General features: G+C 40.8%; 14 protein-coding genes. 1 reads left to right on the forward strand and 13 read right to left on the reverse strand.

Going from position 1 to position 17,959, the window contains the following annotated elements; genetic code table 11:
* Nucleotides 1-32: 32 nt before the first annotated feature.
* The gene (locus J0656_RS19690) at nucleotides 33-284 is read right to left on the reverse strand and encodes a hypothetical protein (protein ID WP_207036994.1); all 252 of its coding nucleotides are present in this window, start codon (nucleotides 282-284) and stop codon (nucleotides 33-35) included.
* A gap of 632 nt (nucleotides 285-916) precedes the next feature.
* On the opposite strand from J0656_RS19690, the gene J0656_RS20475 reads away from it, so the two are divergent.
* Complete coding sequence (locus J0656_RS20475) at nucleotides 917-1,138, forward strand: recombinase family protein (protein WP_207037025.1); 222 nt, start codon at nucleotides 917-919, stop codon at nucleotides 1,136-1,138.
* Here J0656_RS20475 and J0656_RS19700 read toward each other — a convergent pair.
* The 12 genes from J0656_RS19700 to J0656_RS19755 form a co-directional block, all read right to left on the reverse strand.
* Nucleotides 1,031-1,705: a bifunctional 4-hydroxy-2-oxoglutarate aldolase/2-dehydro-3-deoxy-phosphogluconate aldolase gene (locus J0656_RS19700; RefSeq protein ID WP_207036996.1), complete on the reverse strand. Its 675-nt coding sequence runs from the start codon at nucleotides 1,703-1,705 to the stop codon at nucleotides 1,031-1,033. The genes J0656_RS20475 and J0656_RS19700 overlap by 108 nt on opposite strands.
* Nucleotides 1,706-1,779: 74 nt before the next feature.
* Nucleotides 1,780-2,826 (reverse strand): sugar kinase, encoded by a 1,047-nt coding sequence (locus J0656_RS19705; protein WP_207036998.1) that lies wholly within the window; start codon nucleotides 2,824-2,826, stop codon nucleotides 1,780-1,782.
* Nucleotides 2,827-2,959: 133 nt separating this feature from the next.
* On the reverse strand, nucleotides 2,960-3,796 hold the full coding sequence (locus tag J0656_RS19710) for an alpha/beta hydrolase (RefSeq protein WP_207037000.1): 837 nt from the start codon (nucleotides 3,794-3,796) through the stop codon (nucleotides 2,960-2,962).
* Between the two features lie 93 nt (nucleotides 3,797-3,889).
* The gene (locus J0656_RS19715; protein ID WP_207037002.1) at nucleotides 3,890-4,645 is read right to left on the reverse strand and encodes an SDR family NAD(P)-dependent oxidoreductase; all 756 of its coding nucleotides are present in this window, start codon (nucleotides 4,643-4,645) and stop codon (nucleotides 3,890-3,892) included.
* A gap of 16 nt (nucleotides 4,646-4,661) precedes the next feature.
* Nucleotides 4,662-5,936 carry an MFS transporter gene (locus J0656_RS19720; protein WP_207037004.1) on the reverse strand — a complete coding sequence of 425 codons (1,275 nt, stop codon included), beginning with the start codon at nucleotides 5,934-5,936 and terminating at the stop codon, nucleotides 4,662-4,664.
* A 167-nt stretch (nucleotides 5,937-6,103) separates the two neighbouring features.
* Nucleotides 6,104-6,811, reverse strand: coding sequence for a FadR/GntR family transcriptional regulator (locus tag J0656_RS19725; RefSeq protein WP_207037005.1), 708 nt, complete (start codon nucleotides 6,809-6,811; stop codon nucleotides 6,104-6,106).
* Between the two features lie 251 nt (nucleotides 6,812-7,062).
* Nucleotides 7,063-7,920 carry a PKD domain-containing protein gene (locus J0656_RS19730; protein ID WP_207037006.1) on the reverse strand — a complete coding sequence of 286 codons (858 nt, stop codon included), beginning with the start codon at nucleotides 7,918-7,920 and terminating at the stop codon, nucleotides 7,063-7,065.
* A gap of 23 nt (nucleotides 7,921-7,943) precedes the next feature.
* Nucleotides 7,944-9,350: a RagB/SusD family nutrient uptake outer membrane protein gene (locus J0656_RS19735; protein ID WP_313790211.1), complete on the reverse strand. Its 1,407-nt coding sequence runs from the start codon at nucleotides 9,348-9,350 to the stop codon at nucleotides 7,944-7,946.
* A 42-nt stretch (nucleotides 9,351-9,392) separates the two neighbouring features.
* Nucleotides 9,393-12,446: a SusC/RagA family TonB-linked outer membrane protein gene (locus tag J0656_RS19740; RefSeq protein ID WP_207037017.1), complete on the reverse strand. Its 3,054-nt coding sequence runs from the start codon at nucleotides 12,444-12,446 to the stop codon at nucleotides 9,393-9,395.
* A 472-nt stretch (nucleotides 12,447-12,918) separates the two neighbouring features.
* Nucleotides 12,919-13,266, reverse strand: a complete 348-nt coding sequence (locus J0656_RS19745; RefSeq protein WP_207037019.1) for a cupin domain-containing protein — start codon at nucleotides 13,264-13,266, stop codon at nucleotides 12,919-12,921.
* 4 nt (nucleotides 13,267-13,270) lie between these two features.
* Nucleotides 13,271-15,520, reverse strand: coding sequence for a heparinase II/III domain-containing protein (locus tag J0656_RS19750; protein WP_225604925.1), 2,250 nt, complete (start codon nucleotides 15,518-15,520; stop codon nucleotides 13,271-13,273).
* Between the two features lie 355 nt (nucleotides 15,521-15,875).
* Complete coding sequence (locus J0656_RS19755; RefSeq protein WP_207037023.1) at nucleotides 15,876-17,621, reverse strand: polysaccharide lyase family 7 protein; 1,746 nt, start codon at nucleotides 17,619-17,621, stop codon at nucleotides 15,876-15,878.
* Nucleotides 17,622-17,959: the final 338 nt, after the last annotated feature.

Genomic DNA, 17,959 nt, shown 5'->3' on the forward strand with positions numbered 1-17,959 from the left:
ATGAGAAGAAAATTGAAAAATAAAAACTAAGTTTAACCCAAGGATAGATCAAATCTAGGCAGTTCGTTTACCCTGGTCAGTTTCATCCGGCGAAGGTGGGTCACTTTACCCGGCTTATCCATTTTACGGCTATTGTCCCATAAATTGGATTTGATTTCCCGATTTATGCTAAATTCGGTGCGCTCACAGTCGATGGTAATCCTACAATAGACAATCCGGTTCTCGGATTGCACCTTGTGCTTTCTTGTAAAGAAATTGATTGTTAAACGATTGTTTTTCTGCATGTTGTAACCTTTTAGAGTGTGAATACTGTGAAAGTCAAAACACAAGAAAAATGGTTCTAAAAGTCATTTAAAGTTACAACAAGAACTGTAAGTGTTTGCTCCCGATGGGAACACGCTTGATATGATTTTAGATGGTTTTAAATGAATTCAAATGATATGCCTAAAAACACAAAACACTGAAAATCATAAGATTAACAGTGTTTTGATTGTACTTAAATAAGTTAAGTCGGGGTGGCAGTTTTAACCAATTCTTTGAAACCCCTTATGTTTCCAGAGATTTTTCTTGACCATCCAAAAAAGGACACCCTATAGGACACCCTCGTGTGATTTTTGGACTTTCAATAATAAATATAGTGATCTACGGGTTAATCGACTCAAATCTCATTTTAATTGAAAACAAAAGATAAAAAATCAACCATATACTTGGTTCAATATTAGAAGAAAAACATCGCTTTATTGAACTTTTAAAATTATGTTATGGTTTTTTGATAAGCACGAGTGTAAACCATTGAACAAAGTTTGAACCTTAAATTGAATGACCTCTGAAAGGGAAGAATTTCACATAAGAATATCTATCTGGATAAAGTTTCGAATACCAAAGAAGTACGGAAGAGCTAAGGCCTGCTTTTAAAATATGTGAGGAAGGAGATACTATTGTTGTCTATAAGCTAGACCGAATAGACAGAAGTCTTTCGCATTTGACCAAACTTATTGAGTATTTTGAAATGAAGGAAAACCCATTCAATTCACAAACCCCTTCTGATAGTTCCTATAGTCTCCAAAGTGGTTTTTACCTTGTTTTCCAATGCAGCATAATCCCCGTTGACCAAGATATCTTTGGAAATCAATTTTGAACCCATGCCCACACAGCTTACCCCTGCCTCGAACCAAGCCCGTAGGTTTGTCTCTTCCGTACTGACCCCTCCTGTGGGCATAACACTTGTCCATGGCTGGGGTCCTTTGATTGCTTTCACAAAACCCGGACCATAGGTGGACCCAGGAAAAAGTTTAATGACCTCACATCCCAATTCTTCCGCCCTGTTGATTTCGGTTAACGTACCGCAGCCTGGCGACCAAAGTACTTTTTTGCGATTACAGACTATCGCGATATCCTCCCTCAATGATGGGGTGACAATAAAATTAGCCCCCATTTGCATGTACAGTGAGGCCGAGGCTGCATCGGTAATGGATCCAACCCCCATAATCATACCCGGAAGTTCCTCCAATGCATATTTGTTCAACTCCGAGAACACTTCAAAGGCAAAATCGCCACGCGCGGTAAATTCCATCAACCGGGCCCCACCATCATAGCATGCCATGAGCACCTTCTTACCCACTGCTATATCGGAATGATAAAACAAAGGAACCATTCCCGTTTCTTGCATCATCAGTACTACTTCCAATCTTGTATACCTTGCCATAACCTTTTGTTTTTAACCATGGGGCCGAATCATCCGGCCCCATGTGATTAAAAAAACTAAACCAACCCGACCATCTATCGGGACACTCTTCCAGAAGCATCACCCCCCATTAACTTTTCAACTTCCGCAACGGTGGCCAAGTTGGCATCCCCTTTTATGGTATGCTTCAAACAGGAGGCCGCCACGGCAAAGTCCAAGCCTTTTTGGTCCTCCCCTGACCAGTTTATTAAACCATAGATAAGTCCTCCCATAAAGGAGTCTCCCCCACCGACACGGTCTACGATGTGCGTGATCTGGTATTCTCGGGAGGTGTACATGGTACTTCCATCGTACAATACACCCGCCCATGTGTTGTGCGAGGCTGACAAGGAGCCACGTAGGGTCGTGATGACCTTTTTGGCATTCGGAAATCTTTTCATCATCTGTTGGCACACCGATAGAAAAGCATCGGCCTTAACATGTTCTCCCTGCGTGGTAATATCCAGTCCCTCTGGTTTGATACCAAAGTGTTTTTCCGCGTCCTCTTCGTTACCCAAAACAATATCACAATAGGAAGTAAGTTCTGACATAATCTCCTCTCGCTTGGCATCATCGCAGTATTTCCAAAGCTTGGCACGGTAGTTCAGGTCCGTGGATACAGTAACACCGTGTTCTTTTGCGCTTTTTACCGCTTCGATACAGGCATCTGCCGCTCCTTGGGAGATGGCCGGCGTAATCCCCGTCCAGTGGAACCATTCCACATCCTTGAAGACACTGTCCCAATCCACCATCCCGGGACCTATTTCTGCCATGGCGGAGTGTGCCCGATCGTAGACCACTTTGCTCCCACGGCTGACCGCACCGGTCTCCAAAAAATAGATACCCAAGCGGTCCCCGCCATAAATGATATTGTCAGTGCCGACACCACGCTTTCGCATTTCCATCAGGGCACATTCCCCGATATCGTTCTTTGGCAAACGTGTCACAAAGTCCACAGGCACCCCGTAATTGGCAAGGGATACCGCCACGTTGGACTCTCCTCCCCCATAGACCACATCAAAACTGTTGGCCTGTGAGAACCGCAGGAAACCCGGAGGCGCCAACCGCAACATAATCTCACCGAAGGTCACTACTTTTTTCATTTCTGATTTTTATTTTTAAAGTTTCGTAATAATTATTTTTCAAAAACATTCCTTGTACCTACTACAGCGTAGTGGGACTCATAAAGCCATTAAAACTTGTCATGAAATTAAATCATGAAGGTTTAGTTTAATGTTACAATCCCTGCTCATCTAAAAACTTATGGATTTCCACCATTATCCTTTCTTTATCCTTTTCTTTGAATTTTCCATGTCCTCCTTCAGGTATTGTTATAAACTTTGAATTTACCCCATGAGCTTGTAACTTTTCAAATAGTTTTTGGGACTGGATGTATGGAACAATTGGATCTGCATCCCCATGAACGATAAAAATCGGAGGGCTTTTTGCGTCCACCAAAGTAATGGGAGACAACGATTCTGCAAAAGCAACATTTTCCGATTCAGAACCAAGCCATTTTTTTACGGAAGAGGCAAACATAACCGGCCTTAAATCCGATACACCATACTTGTCTATAATAGCCCTGATTTTGACTGCCTCCCTTTCTCCACAATGGTCATCAAACAAAGAATTATTTTCAGATAAGCCTCCCATTAAGGCCAAATGTCCTCCTGCTGATGCTCCCATAAGAACAATTTTATCAGTATCGATATTCAGTTCTTCCGCATTGCTTATCAAATAGGACATTGCACAGCGAATATCCTCCACAGCTGCTGGTGCCTTGGCTTCGGACTCCAAACGATATTCCACATTTGCCACAGCCATTCCCTTTTTAAAGAAAGAACCAAACCCACGTTGGGATTCCTTTTTGCCATGGTTCCATCCTCCACCGTGTATATTGATGATCACAGGAGTTGGTTCGTCGTTGTTCGTTGGATAGTAAAAATCCAGTTTTCCATTCCACGAAGCAGTTTCGGCATATATGATATCTAATTTTGCTTGATAATTCCGGGGCAGTTCCACTTTCTTAAACTCTTGCCCCTTGCAAGCAAAGGTTACTGTCAGTACTCCCATTAAAATAAGTCGGATACAGTTACAATTTTTAACACTAATGTTTAAAGTCATCATAGAATTGAATATTTACCAGATAGTAGTAGGTTTTTAAAATTAGCTAAAAGCCAACCCTCCATTGATGTCCACATTGTTTCCAGTTATGAATGATGCTTCGGAGGAAGCCAAATAAGCTACCAAATCCGCTACCTCAGACGCATTCCCTTCTCTTTTCAGAGGTGTAGATCCTGCAACTTTTGCACGAACTTCATCCTTAGTAAAATCATCATGAAACTTCGTGGCAATCATTCCGGGGCACAGTGCATTTACCCGTATGCCCTGGGGACCAAATTCTTTGGCCATGGCCCTGGTAAATGTCATAACAGCACCTTTGGATGCGGCATATAAGGATGCTCCAGGACCTCCCCCATCCCGTCCAGCTTGAGAAGCAAAATTGACTATACTACCTCCTTCTACCATCATGGTTTTAAAGGTTTGTGTTACGAAAACGCAAGATTTAAAATTGACATCCATCAAAAGATCATAGAATTTCTCATCGATTTGATCAATGGTTTTCCGTGCAAACAATCCACCTGCTACATTTACCAAAATGTCCACTTTGTCCCCAAAGGCTTCTTTTGTTTTTGATGCCAGATTTTCCAAATCCGACAAACTTGTTGCATCGGCATATACGGCAATGGCATCCCCACCGTTGTTTTTTATCATTTTTACAGTGTCGTTGGCATCGCCCCTGTTTTCAAAATAGTTTACCACCACTTTGGCTCCATTCTTTGCCAGCTTCAACGATACTGCACGGCCGATATCTCTGGCACCTCCAGTAACAACAGCTACTTTTCCTTTTAAATCACTCATTATTGAAATTTTATTTTTATTGATTCTTTATTTCTACAGGTCCTATTTCTTTACATAGCTTAAAGACAGCAAACACTCCTAATGGAACAAATGCAGCTATGATTACAAAAGCTGGTGTATACGATGTTTTTGTTATGATAGGTATCAAAAAATTCATGATGATAACCGATAAAACCCCAACTGTACCACCAAGCCCAGCCAGTGTTCCAACAGATTTTCCACTAAATAGATCACTGGGCATGGTTTGGATATTGGATATGGCAAATTGAAACCCAAACAATACCACCGCAACAATAATCACAAATTTGGTAGGGCCATCTGCGAAGAGAATGGTAGAGACCAATCCCAAGAACATCAAAAGGCCTCCCATCCAAATGGTTCTTTTTCTAGCTTTGTCAACCGATTGTCCCATGGCCACCCACCTTTCGGTAAGGACACCACCAGAAATACTGCCCACAGCAGCACCAACAAAGGGAACCCATGCAAACATTCCTATTTCCTTTACATTAAAACCATAAGTGTTCTGTAAGTAAATGGGCATCCAGCCCACAAAAAGCCACCAAATGGGCTCAAGAAAAAAGCGCGATGCCAGTATTGCCCAAGATTCCTTGTATGAAAGGATTTGCAATATTCCCAAACCTTTTCCCTCTTGGTCCTTATGTCTGCCCAAATGTCGTCCAGAGATAATGTATTTCTTTTCCTTTTGAGTAATCCATGGATGGTCCTTGGGTCTCTTTTTATTGAAAACAATCCATGGAATAATCCATAAAATACCTGCCGAACCTATGATTATAAATGTAGTACGCCATCCAAACCCCAAATACAAAAACGCTATTAATGGAGGCGCCACTACGGAACCCAATGAGGCTCCTGCATTGAAGATACCTTGACCTATGGCCCTGTCCTTTACAGGAAACCACTCAGCATTGCTTTTTACGGCTCCCGGCCAATTACCTGCCTCTGAAACACCCAATAGTATCCTAAAAAAACTGATGGACATCACTCCCCTACCAAAGGCATGCATCAAGGATGCCAACGACCACACAAAAATGGATATGACATAGCCCAGTTTCGTACCCACCTTATCATACATCTTTCCCGAAACCGACTGTCCAAGGGCATAGGCCACCATGAATACATTGAGAATTATGGCATAATCGGATTCACTCATTCCCAACTCTTCGGAAATGCCCGGCCACATGATCGCGAGCGCAGACCTATCTATGTAGTTGATTATTGTGGCCAAGGCGATTAAACCAATGATCCACCATCTAAGACCTTTAACTTTCATTGTCTTGTTTTAAAGCTAAAGGGATTTCAGAAGATTTTCTTGCCCATTCATGGCAATATTGTGCCATCTTGCCAAGATATTTGCATCTTGTGCAATTGGTAAAATCCCTCTCGCTTGATTCTTATTTTTAACAGAACTGTGACAACCCGTGCAGATTGCCCCGATCCTTAAATACTTTTATTGTAACAGAACTGATATAAGTCCTTAAAATGCTCTTTCATTTTTTCTTTGGCCAATTGTGGGTTTTGCTCTTTGATGGCCTCATAAATGGCCCTGTGTTCTTGGATTCCCAAAAATGCCCTGTTCTTATCACAGACATGATACTTTTCGAAATTGTTGATGATTCCGGGAGTTATTACCAGCATCAGCGTGTTTATGGTACTGTTACCACTGGCCCTGGCAATGGCTAGATGAAAAAGTAAATCCTCTTCTACTGCACTTTTCCCATCAACCACCTTGGATTCGTATGCATTTAAGGCTTCTTTTATTTCCTCCAAATTTTCATCTGTTCGCCTAAGAGCAGCAAGCCTACAGGTTTTTAACTCCAGTAAAATCCGAGTTTCCACCAATGATTTGAAATCGGGCTCCTGAAGTCTCAATATATCCTCCATCATCCCGTTCATGGCCACTTGGCCAATATCTGCGACAAAAGTGCCGCTTTGTGGCTTTGACTTTAACAAACCATAAAACTCCAGTGTTTGGATCGCTTCCCGAACATTGCTTCTACTCACACCGAACTTATCAGACAACATACGTTCGGAAGGCAACTTATCACCTGGTTCCAAATTTTTGTAATTAATCAAATCCCGAATCTTTGATATGATCTCATTTTGAATTTTTTGATTCTCGTTCTTTGCTATAACATCTAATTTCATTGGGCTCTTAAAGTTTAAAAAACTGGTTAACCAGATTGGTATGTCAAATTTAATAAATTATATTATTTCTTTTCCAAATAGTCTGGTCCGTTTTTCGGGTTTTGCCATTGCCCTTTTATTGATGGACAATGACCCCTCTTTAAATTAACCAACTCAGAATACTTTCAAAGTTCTGAAACTGTAATTATTTATCCTCCAATTACCTTTGGTTCCATTCATACCATCAACAATCATTTTCTGCTCTTTGTGACTTATTCCACATGTTCTATCATTATATCGTCCACCCTGCCTTCTGCAATATTGTTACTATCCAACCATAATGCCACTGTATCCGATGCTCCGGGATTAAAGAGTAGCGTGAGTTTGGTATAATCAAACGTACTGGTTTGATCGTCTCCCAAAACGGATGCAATGATGGCATCCTCTGCTTCGGAAGCATCTTCAATGGTGTTACCAAGCACGGCCAAGCGTATGTGCCCGCCTGCAGGAGCTGACGCCAGTGTATAATAGAGCGTTATCCTATAATCGGCATTTGGGGTCACCGTAAGCTCTTGATAAGCTACACTTTCAGCTCCCATATAAATCCTTGCGGCTTGATCGCCTGTTCGCACTACACTTGTACTTAGTCCAATGTTGTTGGCACCGGCTATTGCCCATGCATCATTTCCATCTCCTGCTCCCCCTTCCAAGGTCCCTGCCTCGAATCCAGCTTCCAGAATCTCAGGAATGAAAATAACAGGTCCTTCCGGTTCCTTTACGCTTATGTTCTTGGTTTGTACACTTTCCACGCCCAATTTGTCAGAAGCGGTAAGGCTTACCTCAAAATCCCCTTCTTGCGAGAATGTATGTTCCGGTTCGTTTTCAGTGGAAGTGTTCCCATCTCCAAAATCCCAGATAAAATCTGTGGCACTGGATGATAGATTCGAAAAGGAATACGTTAAGTAATCATTGTTGCTCTCACTAAAATCAAAATTAGCCTCGGGAAGTGTAAGGTCTTCTATAGAACCTTCCTCGGGCAATATGTTTTCCTCACAAGAGTAGACCATGGCCACCAAAAACAATGGCATTAGATTTGCCCAATGGTTCACGAATATTTTTTTATATAACATCTTTCTTCTTTTTTTAAATTTCATCAATACCCTGGATTCTGTTCCAAAAGTCCTTTGCTTAGGTTAATCTCACTACTTGGAATTGGAAGCAGGAGAGTGGTAGAGGTAAAATTGTAGCCATTCTCGGTTGCATAGGCCGATAGTACATTTTGTGCCTCTCCCAGACGCAGCAAGTCAAAAAAGCGCTGGTTCTCAAAAGCCAGTTCTACCCTTCTTTCATTTAATAGGTCTTCTTTGGTTATGGTCGCTACCGTTGTTGTGATGCCTGCCCTATTCCTAACTTCCTGAAAAGAGGCAATGGCATTAGAGCTTGTTGTGGCCTCGGCACCGGCCAAAATGGCTTCCACGTGCATTAGCAGTACATCCGCGTAGCGCAATACGACCCAATCATTTCCTGCCAATCTAGGATCACTGGCAATTGGGGCTATCCCCAAGTTTTCGTCCCCGTTTGGAATATATTTGGCGACCTGATATTCAGAAGGTTGGATAACGTCTTGACGAATTGAATATAGCGTCCTATCCCCTCCATATTGATCAAATGCATCACGCATTTCTTTCGTAACATAATTTACTCCAGCAGTATACCCAACAGCATTTAACCATTCCGAAGAAAACCCTTGACTATCTTTGATAAGATCTGGTTCATAGCCTACTGCGAAAATCACTTCATCATTGCCTTCATTATAAAAAACATCTTTGAAATTGCTTTCCAGTGAAAATCCTCTTGCCGGTTTCATTATTGATTCACACAAGGTCTGTGCTTGGCTGTATTCACCAATGGTAAGGTAAACTTTTGCCAACAATGCTTCAGCAGCGGCTTTGGAAGCTCTATTCTTATAGCCATCTCCAAGATTGGCCACTGCAGACAAAAGATCTTCCTCAATGAAATCATATATGATCGAGGATTCGATTCTTGTATAGGAAATCTCGGTATCCAATGGAGCGATCACTTTATCCACCAAGGGTACATCCCCATAAAGTCGAACCAAATTAAAATAGGCATACGCCCGTACAAACTTAGCCTCACCTTCGAACCTTGCCCTGTTGGCATCCGATGCCACCCCTAAATTGTCGAGAACAACATTGGCCCTGTAGATTATATTGTACATGCTCCTGTAATAATCCGCTACTATACCATTGGTTGCCCTAATGTTATAGTTAACGAACTGTGCTTGATCGGCGTCGGAATCGACAGCTCCTTTGCCCCTGGTATTATCGGTGCGCATTTCCGTTACATAGAACTCATATTGAATGGAATGGTTAGAAGAAGTGCTCCTATCGTTCGTTCCCTGAATTCCATCGTACATGTTCAAAATTCCCGACTCCAATTCTTCATCTGTCTTAAAATATCCTTCCTCACTGACCGCAGAAGTGGGTTGCGGCTCCAAAAAATCCTTACTACAAGAAATTGCAGTAAAAATGAAAACCATTGGTATTATTATTTTTAAAAACTTCATGATTGTGCTGTTTATTTAAAATTCCAAGTTAAGCCCTAGGGATATGGTGCTAAATATGGGCGACCCTCCCAATTGATAACCATAGGTCGTTGCACTGGTCCTTCTTATTGATTCTGGATTGAACCCCGTGTAGTCATCTTCCGTCAAATACATGAGGTTCTGTCCAGATGCGTAAATTCTTGCCCTTGTAAAGACCTTGGTCCTCTTCAAAAAATCCCTTGGAAAATTGTACCCGATGTTTACATTCCGCAAAGCGACATACGAGGCATCTTGGATGATGCTATTGGTAAATATTTTTTCCCTGATAAAACCTTGATTTGGAGTTGTAGCAGGGTCATATTGCTGAGTACTGTTAAAATGATTGAACAAATATTGATCTGCCATATTCCTGACCTGGGCTCCGTGACTACCTTGAAACATAAAGGAGAAATCAAAATTCCCAATTTTGACATCGTTGATGACGCTCCATAACAAATCCGGATATGGGTTGCCCAATATGGTCCTGTCATCATTATCTATCAACCCATCACCGTTCAAATCTTTGACGTATACTCCACTTGCCTGAGCGCCAACGGGGTGATATGGATATAGGATGTGTTCTGGAGAAATCTCTTCATCGACCACCCAGCCATAAAACGATGATATGGGTTCTCCTTCCAGATTGATCCATTCTGCAGCTCTTTTTGAATCCACCGACAAAATTTGACCATCTGAATCCGCAAAATCCACCAAGGTATTCTTGTTCTTAGATCCAATAATGGTTGTGGACCAGCTAAAATCCGAGCTTATTATATTTCTTGTAGTGAGTTCAAGTTCATACCCCTCGTTTCTAACTTCCCCCAGATTGACAAGGGCATTGCTAAAACCAGTTGTCGTTGAGACTGGATTGTATAGAATCAGCTTATCACTCTCTTTATTATAATACTCGAACGAACCCGCAATTCTATTTCCGAAGAAACCAAAATCCACCCCAGGATTAATCTCCTTGGTTCGTTCCCATTGCAAATCCGGATTGGCAATGTTGACAGGGTTAAAGGCGGACACCAAACTTCCGCCAACCACAGCAGTGGAAGGCTCCAATAGAGCCAAATAAGGATAATTATCGATAAGACTACTCCCGGTATTGAAGGATTCATTGCCGGTAATACCATAACTGAACCTAAATTTTAGGTTACTTATGACATCGCTGTTTCTCAAAAAGTTTTCCCTAGCCACATTCCATCCTACGGACGCTGCTGGAAAGAACCCATATTTATTGTTTGGTCCCAAGGCTGAATTACCATCACGCCTTAAGCTCAGGGATAGCAAATACTTATCCTTATATGCATAGTTCAATCGGCCAAAAAGGGAAAACAATCTTTTTTCATATTCTTCCGATTGTGCCAACGAAATCGTGGTTGCTGCCGTAATGGTTTGAAGCAGATCTGAATCATATCCAGTTCCCCGTACAGATTCATATTCGGTGTCCCATGTCTCTGAAGAAACCCCAGCAACAGCGGTTACTTCATGATTATTGAACATTTTGTTGAAGGTAAGATAGTTCTGTGTCGTCAAATGAAGGACATTTTGCGAGCTGATGTCCAATTGAGCGGCCGCAGCTCCATTTCTACTGGCCTGAACACCCTGCCATCTTCTATTTTTTGCATTTTGAAAGTCTCCGGAAAAGACCGTTTTAAAACTCAGGCCCTTGGTGATATTGAACTGTCCATATACAGTTCCATATACCTTGAACCTATCCTCGGTTCTATCCCTTTCCAGGATTTTTGCTGCGGGATTTGTATTTGAGGTACTACTGATACTTACTGAACTTCCATTACCATAAAGATCATAATCATCAAAATGGCGCTGCACCGCATAATCCCCTATTTGCACATCAGGGTAAACATCCCTGTTCACGTACTGGATTGTATTGGCATCATGATATATGGGCAGCCATGGAGCCTGTCTTAAAATATCGTGTGTAGAACCATCAAACCTATCCTTATATGTGAATGTCGGTGTAATGTTGGCACCAAAGGAAAATAGGTCACTGACTTTTGTATCAATTTTCAGGGTAAGGTTATATTTTTTAAAATCATCCTTCAGCAATACCCCCTCATCATGGGTATAATTGCCTGAAATACTAAATTTGGTGTTCTTGCTCCCACCTCTGGCCCCTATGGAATGGCTCGTGATTATCCCTCCTGTAAAAATGATGTCCTGCCAATCCTCATCTATGCCAATTTGTTGTTTGTACTTTGTTCTATCCGATAGGGAACCGGTCGCCACAAGCTCGGCTTGGGCCGATTCATTTACAGAAAAGTAATAGGCATCACTTTGCCTGGCCCTTTTGTACCCTGTATAGGTATTGTAGGTAAAGCGTGTTTTTCCTTCTTTTCCCATTTTTGTGGTAATCATAATAACCCCTCTACTTCCCCTGGAACCGTAAATAGCGGTTGAAGCGGCATCTTTCAATACCTCAAAGGACTCAATGCTGTTCATGTCCAAAGCCCCGAGGTAATCATTGCCCACCACTTGACCGTCCACTACGATCAATGGAGACAGGGCTCCGGATATCGATGCGGTACCCCTTACCCGAATAGTGGGGGCTGAACCGGCTTCTCCTTCGGTTGCCTGTATGTTCACCCCGGATACCTGGCCGACCAAAGCATCGTCCACCCGGGACACTGCGATTTGATCAAGATCTTCGTTGACCACTTTTGAAATGGCTCCTGTAAGGTGGCTTTTCTTTTGGGTTCCATACCCTATGATAACCACTTCATCCAATTCACTTGCGCTTTCTTCAAGAACAATGGAGTAAGTTGTGTTATCGGAGATGGTAATGTTCTTCGTCTGGTATCCCACATAGGAAAATTGTAGTACCTCGCCCTTAACGGCATTTATGGTGAACTTTCCATCAAAATTGGTATATACACCTCTGTTGGTCCCCACAACGATGACGTTGGCCCCTGGAATGGGAACATTGGAACCATCAGACACCGTACCTGATACTACAGGCTGTTCCTGTGCATAGGAAAACAGTTGCAAAGAAAATAGAGCGAACAATGTCAATTTAATTCGTAATTTCATTAGTTTGTTTAAGTTAGGTTTCTGTAGTTTGCTTATTATACCCCTTGAGCAAAATATGCTTCGGGCCCTGCGTATTCAATACCCAATCAGAACAGGATACGTTCCATTGTTTTCTATTTTTAATATCTTTACAACAGACGTGCTGTCTGACCGGCAGACATGTTTACATATTACTTCCCTCTTACTTGAAGTAATTTCATAAAAAAGGATAGGCGTGCACCTATCCTTTTTCTTTATGTTTCATTTTGTACCATAATTCTGTTTTAGATTTATTTATTTTGGTAAACCAATCTGGTAAACCAATTTAGTCAACCAAATATAATTTATTAAGTCCTTATAAAAAAGAAGGTTATGTTAAAATTTTATAGTTATCTCGAAATTAAATCAATTTGAAAGAGCAAATCATAAAAATTGAATGCGCCTTTTGTGTTATTTGTCAAAATAACAACCTATTTTTTCATGAAAAACTTGTTTATTCTATGAAATCTTCCCTTATGGGGCTAAACACATCCAACAACTCACCATCTTCGAGACAAATGGCTCCGTGTAATACATTGGGAGGAATATAAAATCCATCTCCTTTTTTTAAAATAGTTGTTTTGTCTCCTATCGTTACCTCAAACTTGCCCTTCTGTACATATGTGACCTGGGAGTGAACGTGCTTATGCATAGGTCCTACACCTCCTTTATCAAAAGCAACATGTACTAGCATTATGTTATCATCATAGCCCATTATTTTTCTATAGACCCCCACTCCGGCTTTTTCCCAATTGATCTTATCCCCAAATAAAAATTCTTTGCTTTTCCCTAATGATTTCATCTGTCTATTTTTTATTTTGATATGTATAGGGACCGACCCATTCATACAGTTTGCCGTTTATGGTCAGCCTGTGTTTTTTTGATTTGTCATTTTCGGTATTGGCAAGAATAAAAATTTTGTCCAACCAATTCTTTCCTTTGATTTGTACCCCTATGTAATCCTTATTGTTGTATATGATCTCAATATGCTCAATATTACTTTTGGCATTCTTTGCCATTTCGGTTACCGGACTATAGCTACCATGAGGTTCCATTATGGAAACAAAGAGCGCGTCTTTTGTTTTTTCCTTTCGATGTATTATCACTGGGTCTCTTCTTAAATTGTATTGAGGGTCATTAGCCCCCAACCTTCCCAATAAGAATTGTTCGTTTTGGGATACTATGGTGGTAAGAGTATAAAAATGGTTTTGATGCATCCAACTGAATGTGGCATTACTTTTTTTGCGGAATTGCCCCTTACCCTCCAGAAAAATATGCTGGTATCCGTTTGCTGTGCCCAATGGCTCCAAGGTCGCTGTAGCTTGATAGTCAAAACCGAATTGAATGGGCTGACCGAGATAATGTAAGGGTAAATCATATTTAGCGGGTTTTTGGGAATTCACCCTCAAAATGTCGAACACAAATGGTTTCCCATAGGTTTCTTCTTCAATCATCGCCATGGTTCTGTGCATCTGTGTATCGGTATATGCATTTGACTCCACTGCACTGATTATTTGAACTTTAGAATTGGAAGCATCAAAAAAGTAAAGATTGGAATGATACTTACTTCCAATCTCATAGGTTCCCTGAAAGTGGGAGGTTTCATCCTTGACCAAAGTGTTATGGGCTATGGTTTGCTTGGCCCAAGTGTTATTTTCTTTAAGATAGTTACCTCCACCCTTTTGTTCTATGTTTACATAACGGACCATTCCATAGTCCTGCACTACTTCATTCCCCTGTTCATAAAGGGAGTAGGAAAGTTTATCATAATGACCATGACTGAGTCCTTGGGCCGTGTATTTAAATACAAGTGTCAACGATTCGTCTTTGCTCCTCAATACACTCAACCCTCCTTGTTTACCATTGGCCCCATCAGAAAATTGCATAGATTTTCTCTTGAATGGTCTACTTGTATTTTGATTTACCCCTTTGGCCACTTCCATGCCCGCATCACTTAAAATTACTTTTCCTTGCTGTTCCGCTATATGCAACAAGGAAGTATCTTTTCCTCCATAATAATAAGACAAATCAACCGCTGTCACCAAGGAACTGGTTTGATAGGACATTCCTTTCTGGGCATCGTTCAATGCAAAAAAATCTCCATTTTTGTCGGTAAGTTGCAATAAGGTATTTACGGATTTGAGCAATACACTGTCCTTAAATTCAAATATCCCCAACTCTGGTCTTGCATTGTGGAGCGATTGGGCAAATATTAAGAAAGGATACATGGCATACCTTTGATAATAAGGGCCTTCTGTATAATATCCATCTGGACTAAAGGGTTCGTCCAAATTGGCCAAAAAACCTGATTTTCCATTTTCCGTTTTGATAAATCCGCCATCGTTATCCTTGGCATTGGGCTCGATATTATCATCGGGCAAACCATATAATGCCTTTTGTACCAATTCATCATCATCCATTACCAGACCTATCATCCCTACCGCTGCATTTCCCCAAGTACTGTGATTATGTATCCTGTTAAAGAACTTCGGGTTCCCTGTTGATAGAAAATCAGCAAATGGTCGAAATAAATTAATCTCTAAATCTTGTCTTTGCTTTTTGGAAAGCCATTCATAAATACAGTCATATGCTTGACTGGTATAGACCAACCAATTGGCATCATTGAGACATTGCCAAAAAAGTTTACCTCGGGCATAGGACCTTTCTTTGGGGTGCAAGGATAACGTAGGGTACATATCAGCATATTGCATGAGCATGTCCCTAACATAAATAGCATACTTTTCATCATCCAAAACCTGATATAATAGTCCGGCCTTTTGCATGGTCAGGTAGTTGAGTTTATGCCTTTCGTGGGTATATCCCCCGGAATAATCCTTTGGGATGGGCACATCGATTCCAGATGAGATTTCCGCGTCTACCTGGACCTTTACTTGTTCTAAGGAAACATCAAAAAGTGGAAGTTCTCCTAGCTCCCTCTGTATATTCACTACACCTTCTTTGGTTATGGTCAAGGATGGATGCTCTTGTGAACTGGCATGGCCTGGGATAAGAACCAATAAGTAAAGAACATGTAAAGCTTGAACTATACGGTTCATACACATACAGATTTTACATTATCATTATAGTATTTTGAAAAAGCGTTTTTACAATTTTGCTTTATTGGTATTGAACTGTGATTGTTTTGTTGTTTAGGTACATCAAACAGGAATAATGTGATCAAATATAGAAATATCATCGATTAATTGGTTTACCAATTTGGTTTACCAAAAATATACATATTTATCACACTGGCAAATTTTACGCTCAAAAAATTATAATATCTAAAAATGTAAAGTGAAAAAATAAATTCATCGTATTTAATAGCTGTAATATTTCGTGTTAAAACCAAAAAAGGCAATGAAAAACAGTTATTTGCCCTTCATTGCCCTATATGTCAGATAAAGTTATAATCTAATTGTGCTGGGTTATCACTTGGTATAATGTAACCTCTGCATAATCGGTATAATTACCGTTCCACCTAAAATAATTGCCAGTTTTAAAATAATTGTCATATTCATATCCATTGGATTTGTAATCATAAAACGTTTGATAGGATTGATCGATTCCTTTTGCAGGGCAAACAATGGCGCATTTTAGGACACCATTTTCCACTTTGAGCTTCACGGTAAACTTTTCATTGTCGACCTGGGCCAAAATCGGTTTTTGAATATTGGCACTCGTCCATTCTTCTCCAGAGGTAGATGGACTGGTGTAGTACTCCAAAATTAACTGCCCATCGGACCACAATACTTTTACCGTTGCCGGGGAACCTGAAAATGAACCTCCTGGATATCCATGAATTTGAGCCACATAGGTTTGTGCATTACCTTCACACTTTACAACTTGAAGGGTGGATTCCATGAGATGGGTTCCTGAATCCATGGCCCAGTTGTCCGAATTTGTCTGGTTGCCCTGCCAACGCTCCCGAAACTCAGTTCTACAGTATTTACCTGAGTTCAATTCCTCATAACCTGAGGTGGTATATCCTGTATATTTGGTGTACATTCTATAAGATCCATCGCAGTTCCATGAAAAGTAATCTTTTTCTTGTGATGATAAGTTATAGTTCTCCAAATCATCCCACTCTATTGAAGTAGCCTTGTTATTTCCCCCGTCAATGGGAACGGACAGGTACCAATGGCTCCAATTGATATTCTGCCCAAGGACAGGGTTATCCGAGTCTCCAACAACTTGAAGCTCCAAAATGCTGTTCCATTGGTTAAGCGAATTACCATTACCTTCAAACTTAAGTGAAGACACCTCATCATTGGGAAGGTCATAGCTTTCAAACTGATTTGTTAATCCGCTACTACTATGGTCCAACATTTGATACCAAGGGGAATTATCAGAGGAACGTCCATACACCTTAAAGTCAGCAATACGTTCATCTCCCATATGCCATGCTATTTTTAATGAGTCAACCACTGGGCTATCATGGCCAAAATTCAAAATAAGTTCTGTCCCCAATCCTTCCCCTGACCATCTTGAGGTCAAATCCCCATCTGCTATATTGATAGCGATGTGACCACCGTCTTCATCAGTTGCATACATATTGGAAAAGCATAGTTTATTACTAGAGGCTTGTTGCTCCGACGTTCCCCAGACCTCAACTTCGGAAATGCTGTTCCAAAGATTTTCTGAATTACCATTACATTCAATTTTAACATAGCGCGCTGGTGCATTAATGGCATATTCTTGAAATTGATCCGTGGATCCACTACTAGTCAATGTATTTATTAACTGCCAATTTTCTGATGGTGCTGATTTTACCCAAAGTTTAAAATCCTGTGTTCTTTCATCACCTTTGTACCAAGCTATTTTTATGTTGTCTACCATAGTTGAATCAGTACCGAGATCCACACCTATCTCTTGTACAGAACCTTCGGCTGACCATCTGGTATTTAAATCATCGTCATATATATTATCTGCTACATTTGGGCTCTGCTCCCCTGTTGCGGCAGCTGCTTGAATCTCTAGCTCCACTAAAGTTGAACTCAACAATAGCGAGTTAAACTCCAATTTTGTCCTATCCTCGATTGATTCCTTTTCGCATCCATTTATCAGAACAACCCCCGCAATCATTCCTACTATCAAAATCAATTTCTTATTAAGCCTAATGACTTTATCAATGTTCAATGAAAATATTGTGTTTATCATAATATCTTTTTTTGGTTGTCCAATTTGGTTTACCAATTTGGTTTACCAAAAATACAAATATATTCGACAAATGCAACTTTTCACATATTGGTGGATGAAACAGATTCAATTGCCTGATTCAGGTCAGGTTATTTAAATGAATAATTATCAATAGTGCTCAATGACCATCAAGTCGATGACTAAATGAAATATTTGAGTTAATGTTTAAGTCCTCTGTTGGAAACGCCGGACATAGTATACCACCCTCGCTGGGTTAAAGTGACCATAGCTGGCCGGACGAAAGTGACCCACCTTCGCCGGGTCAAAGTGGACCACCTTTAGATTAGATCTATCTGTAA

Source organism: Flagellimonas aurea, assembly GCF_017313785.1.
GTDB lineage: Bacteria > Bacteroidota > Bacteroidia > Flavobacteriales > Flavobacteriaceae > Flagellimonas > Flagellimonas aurea.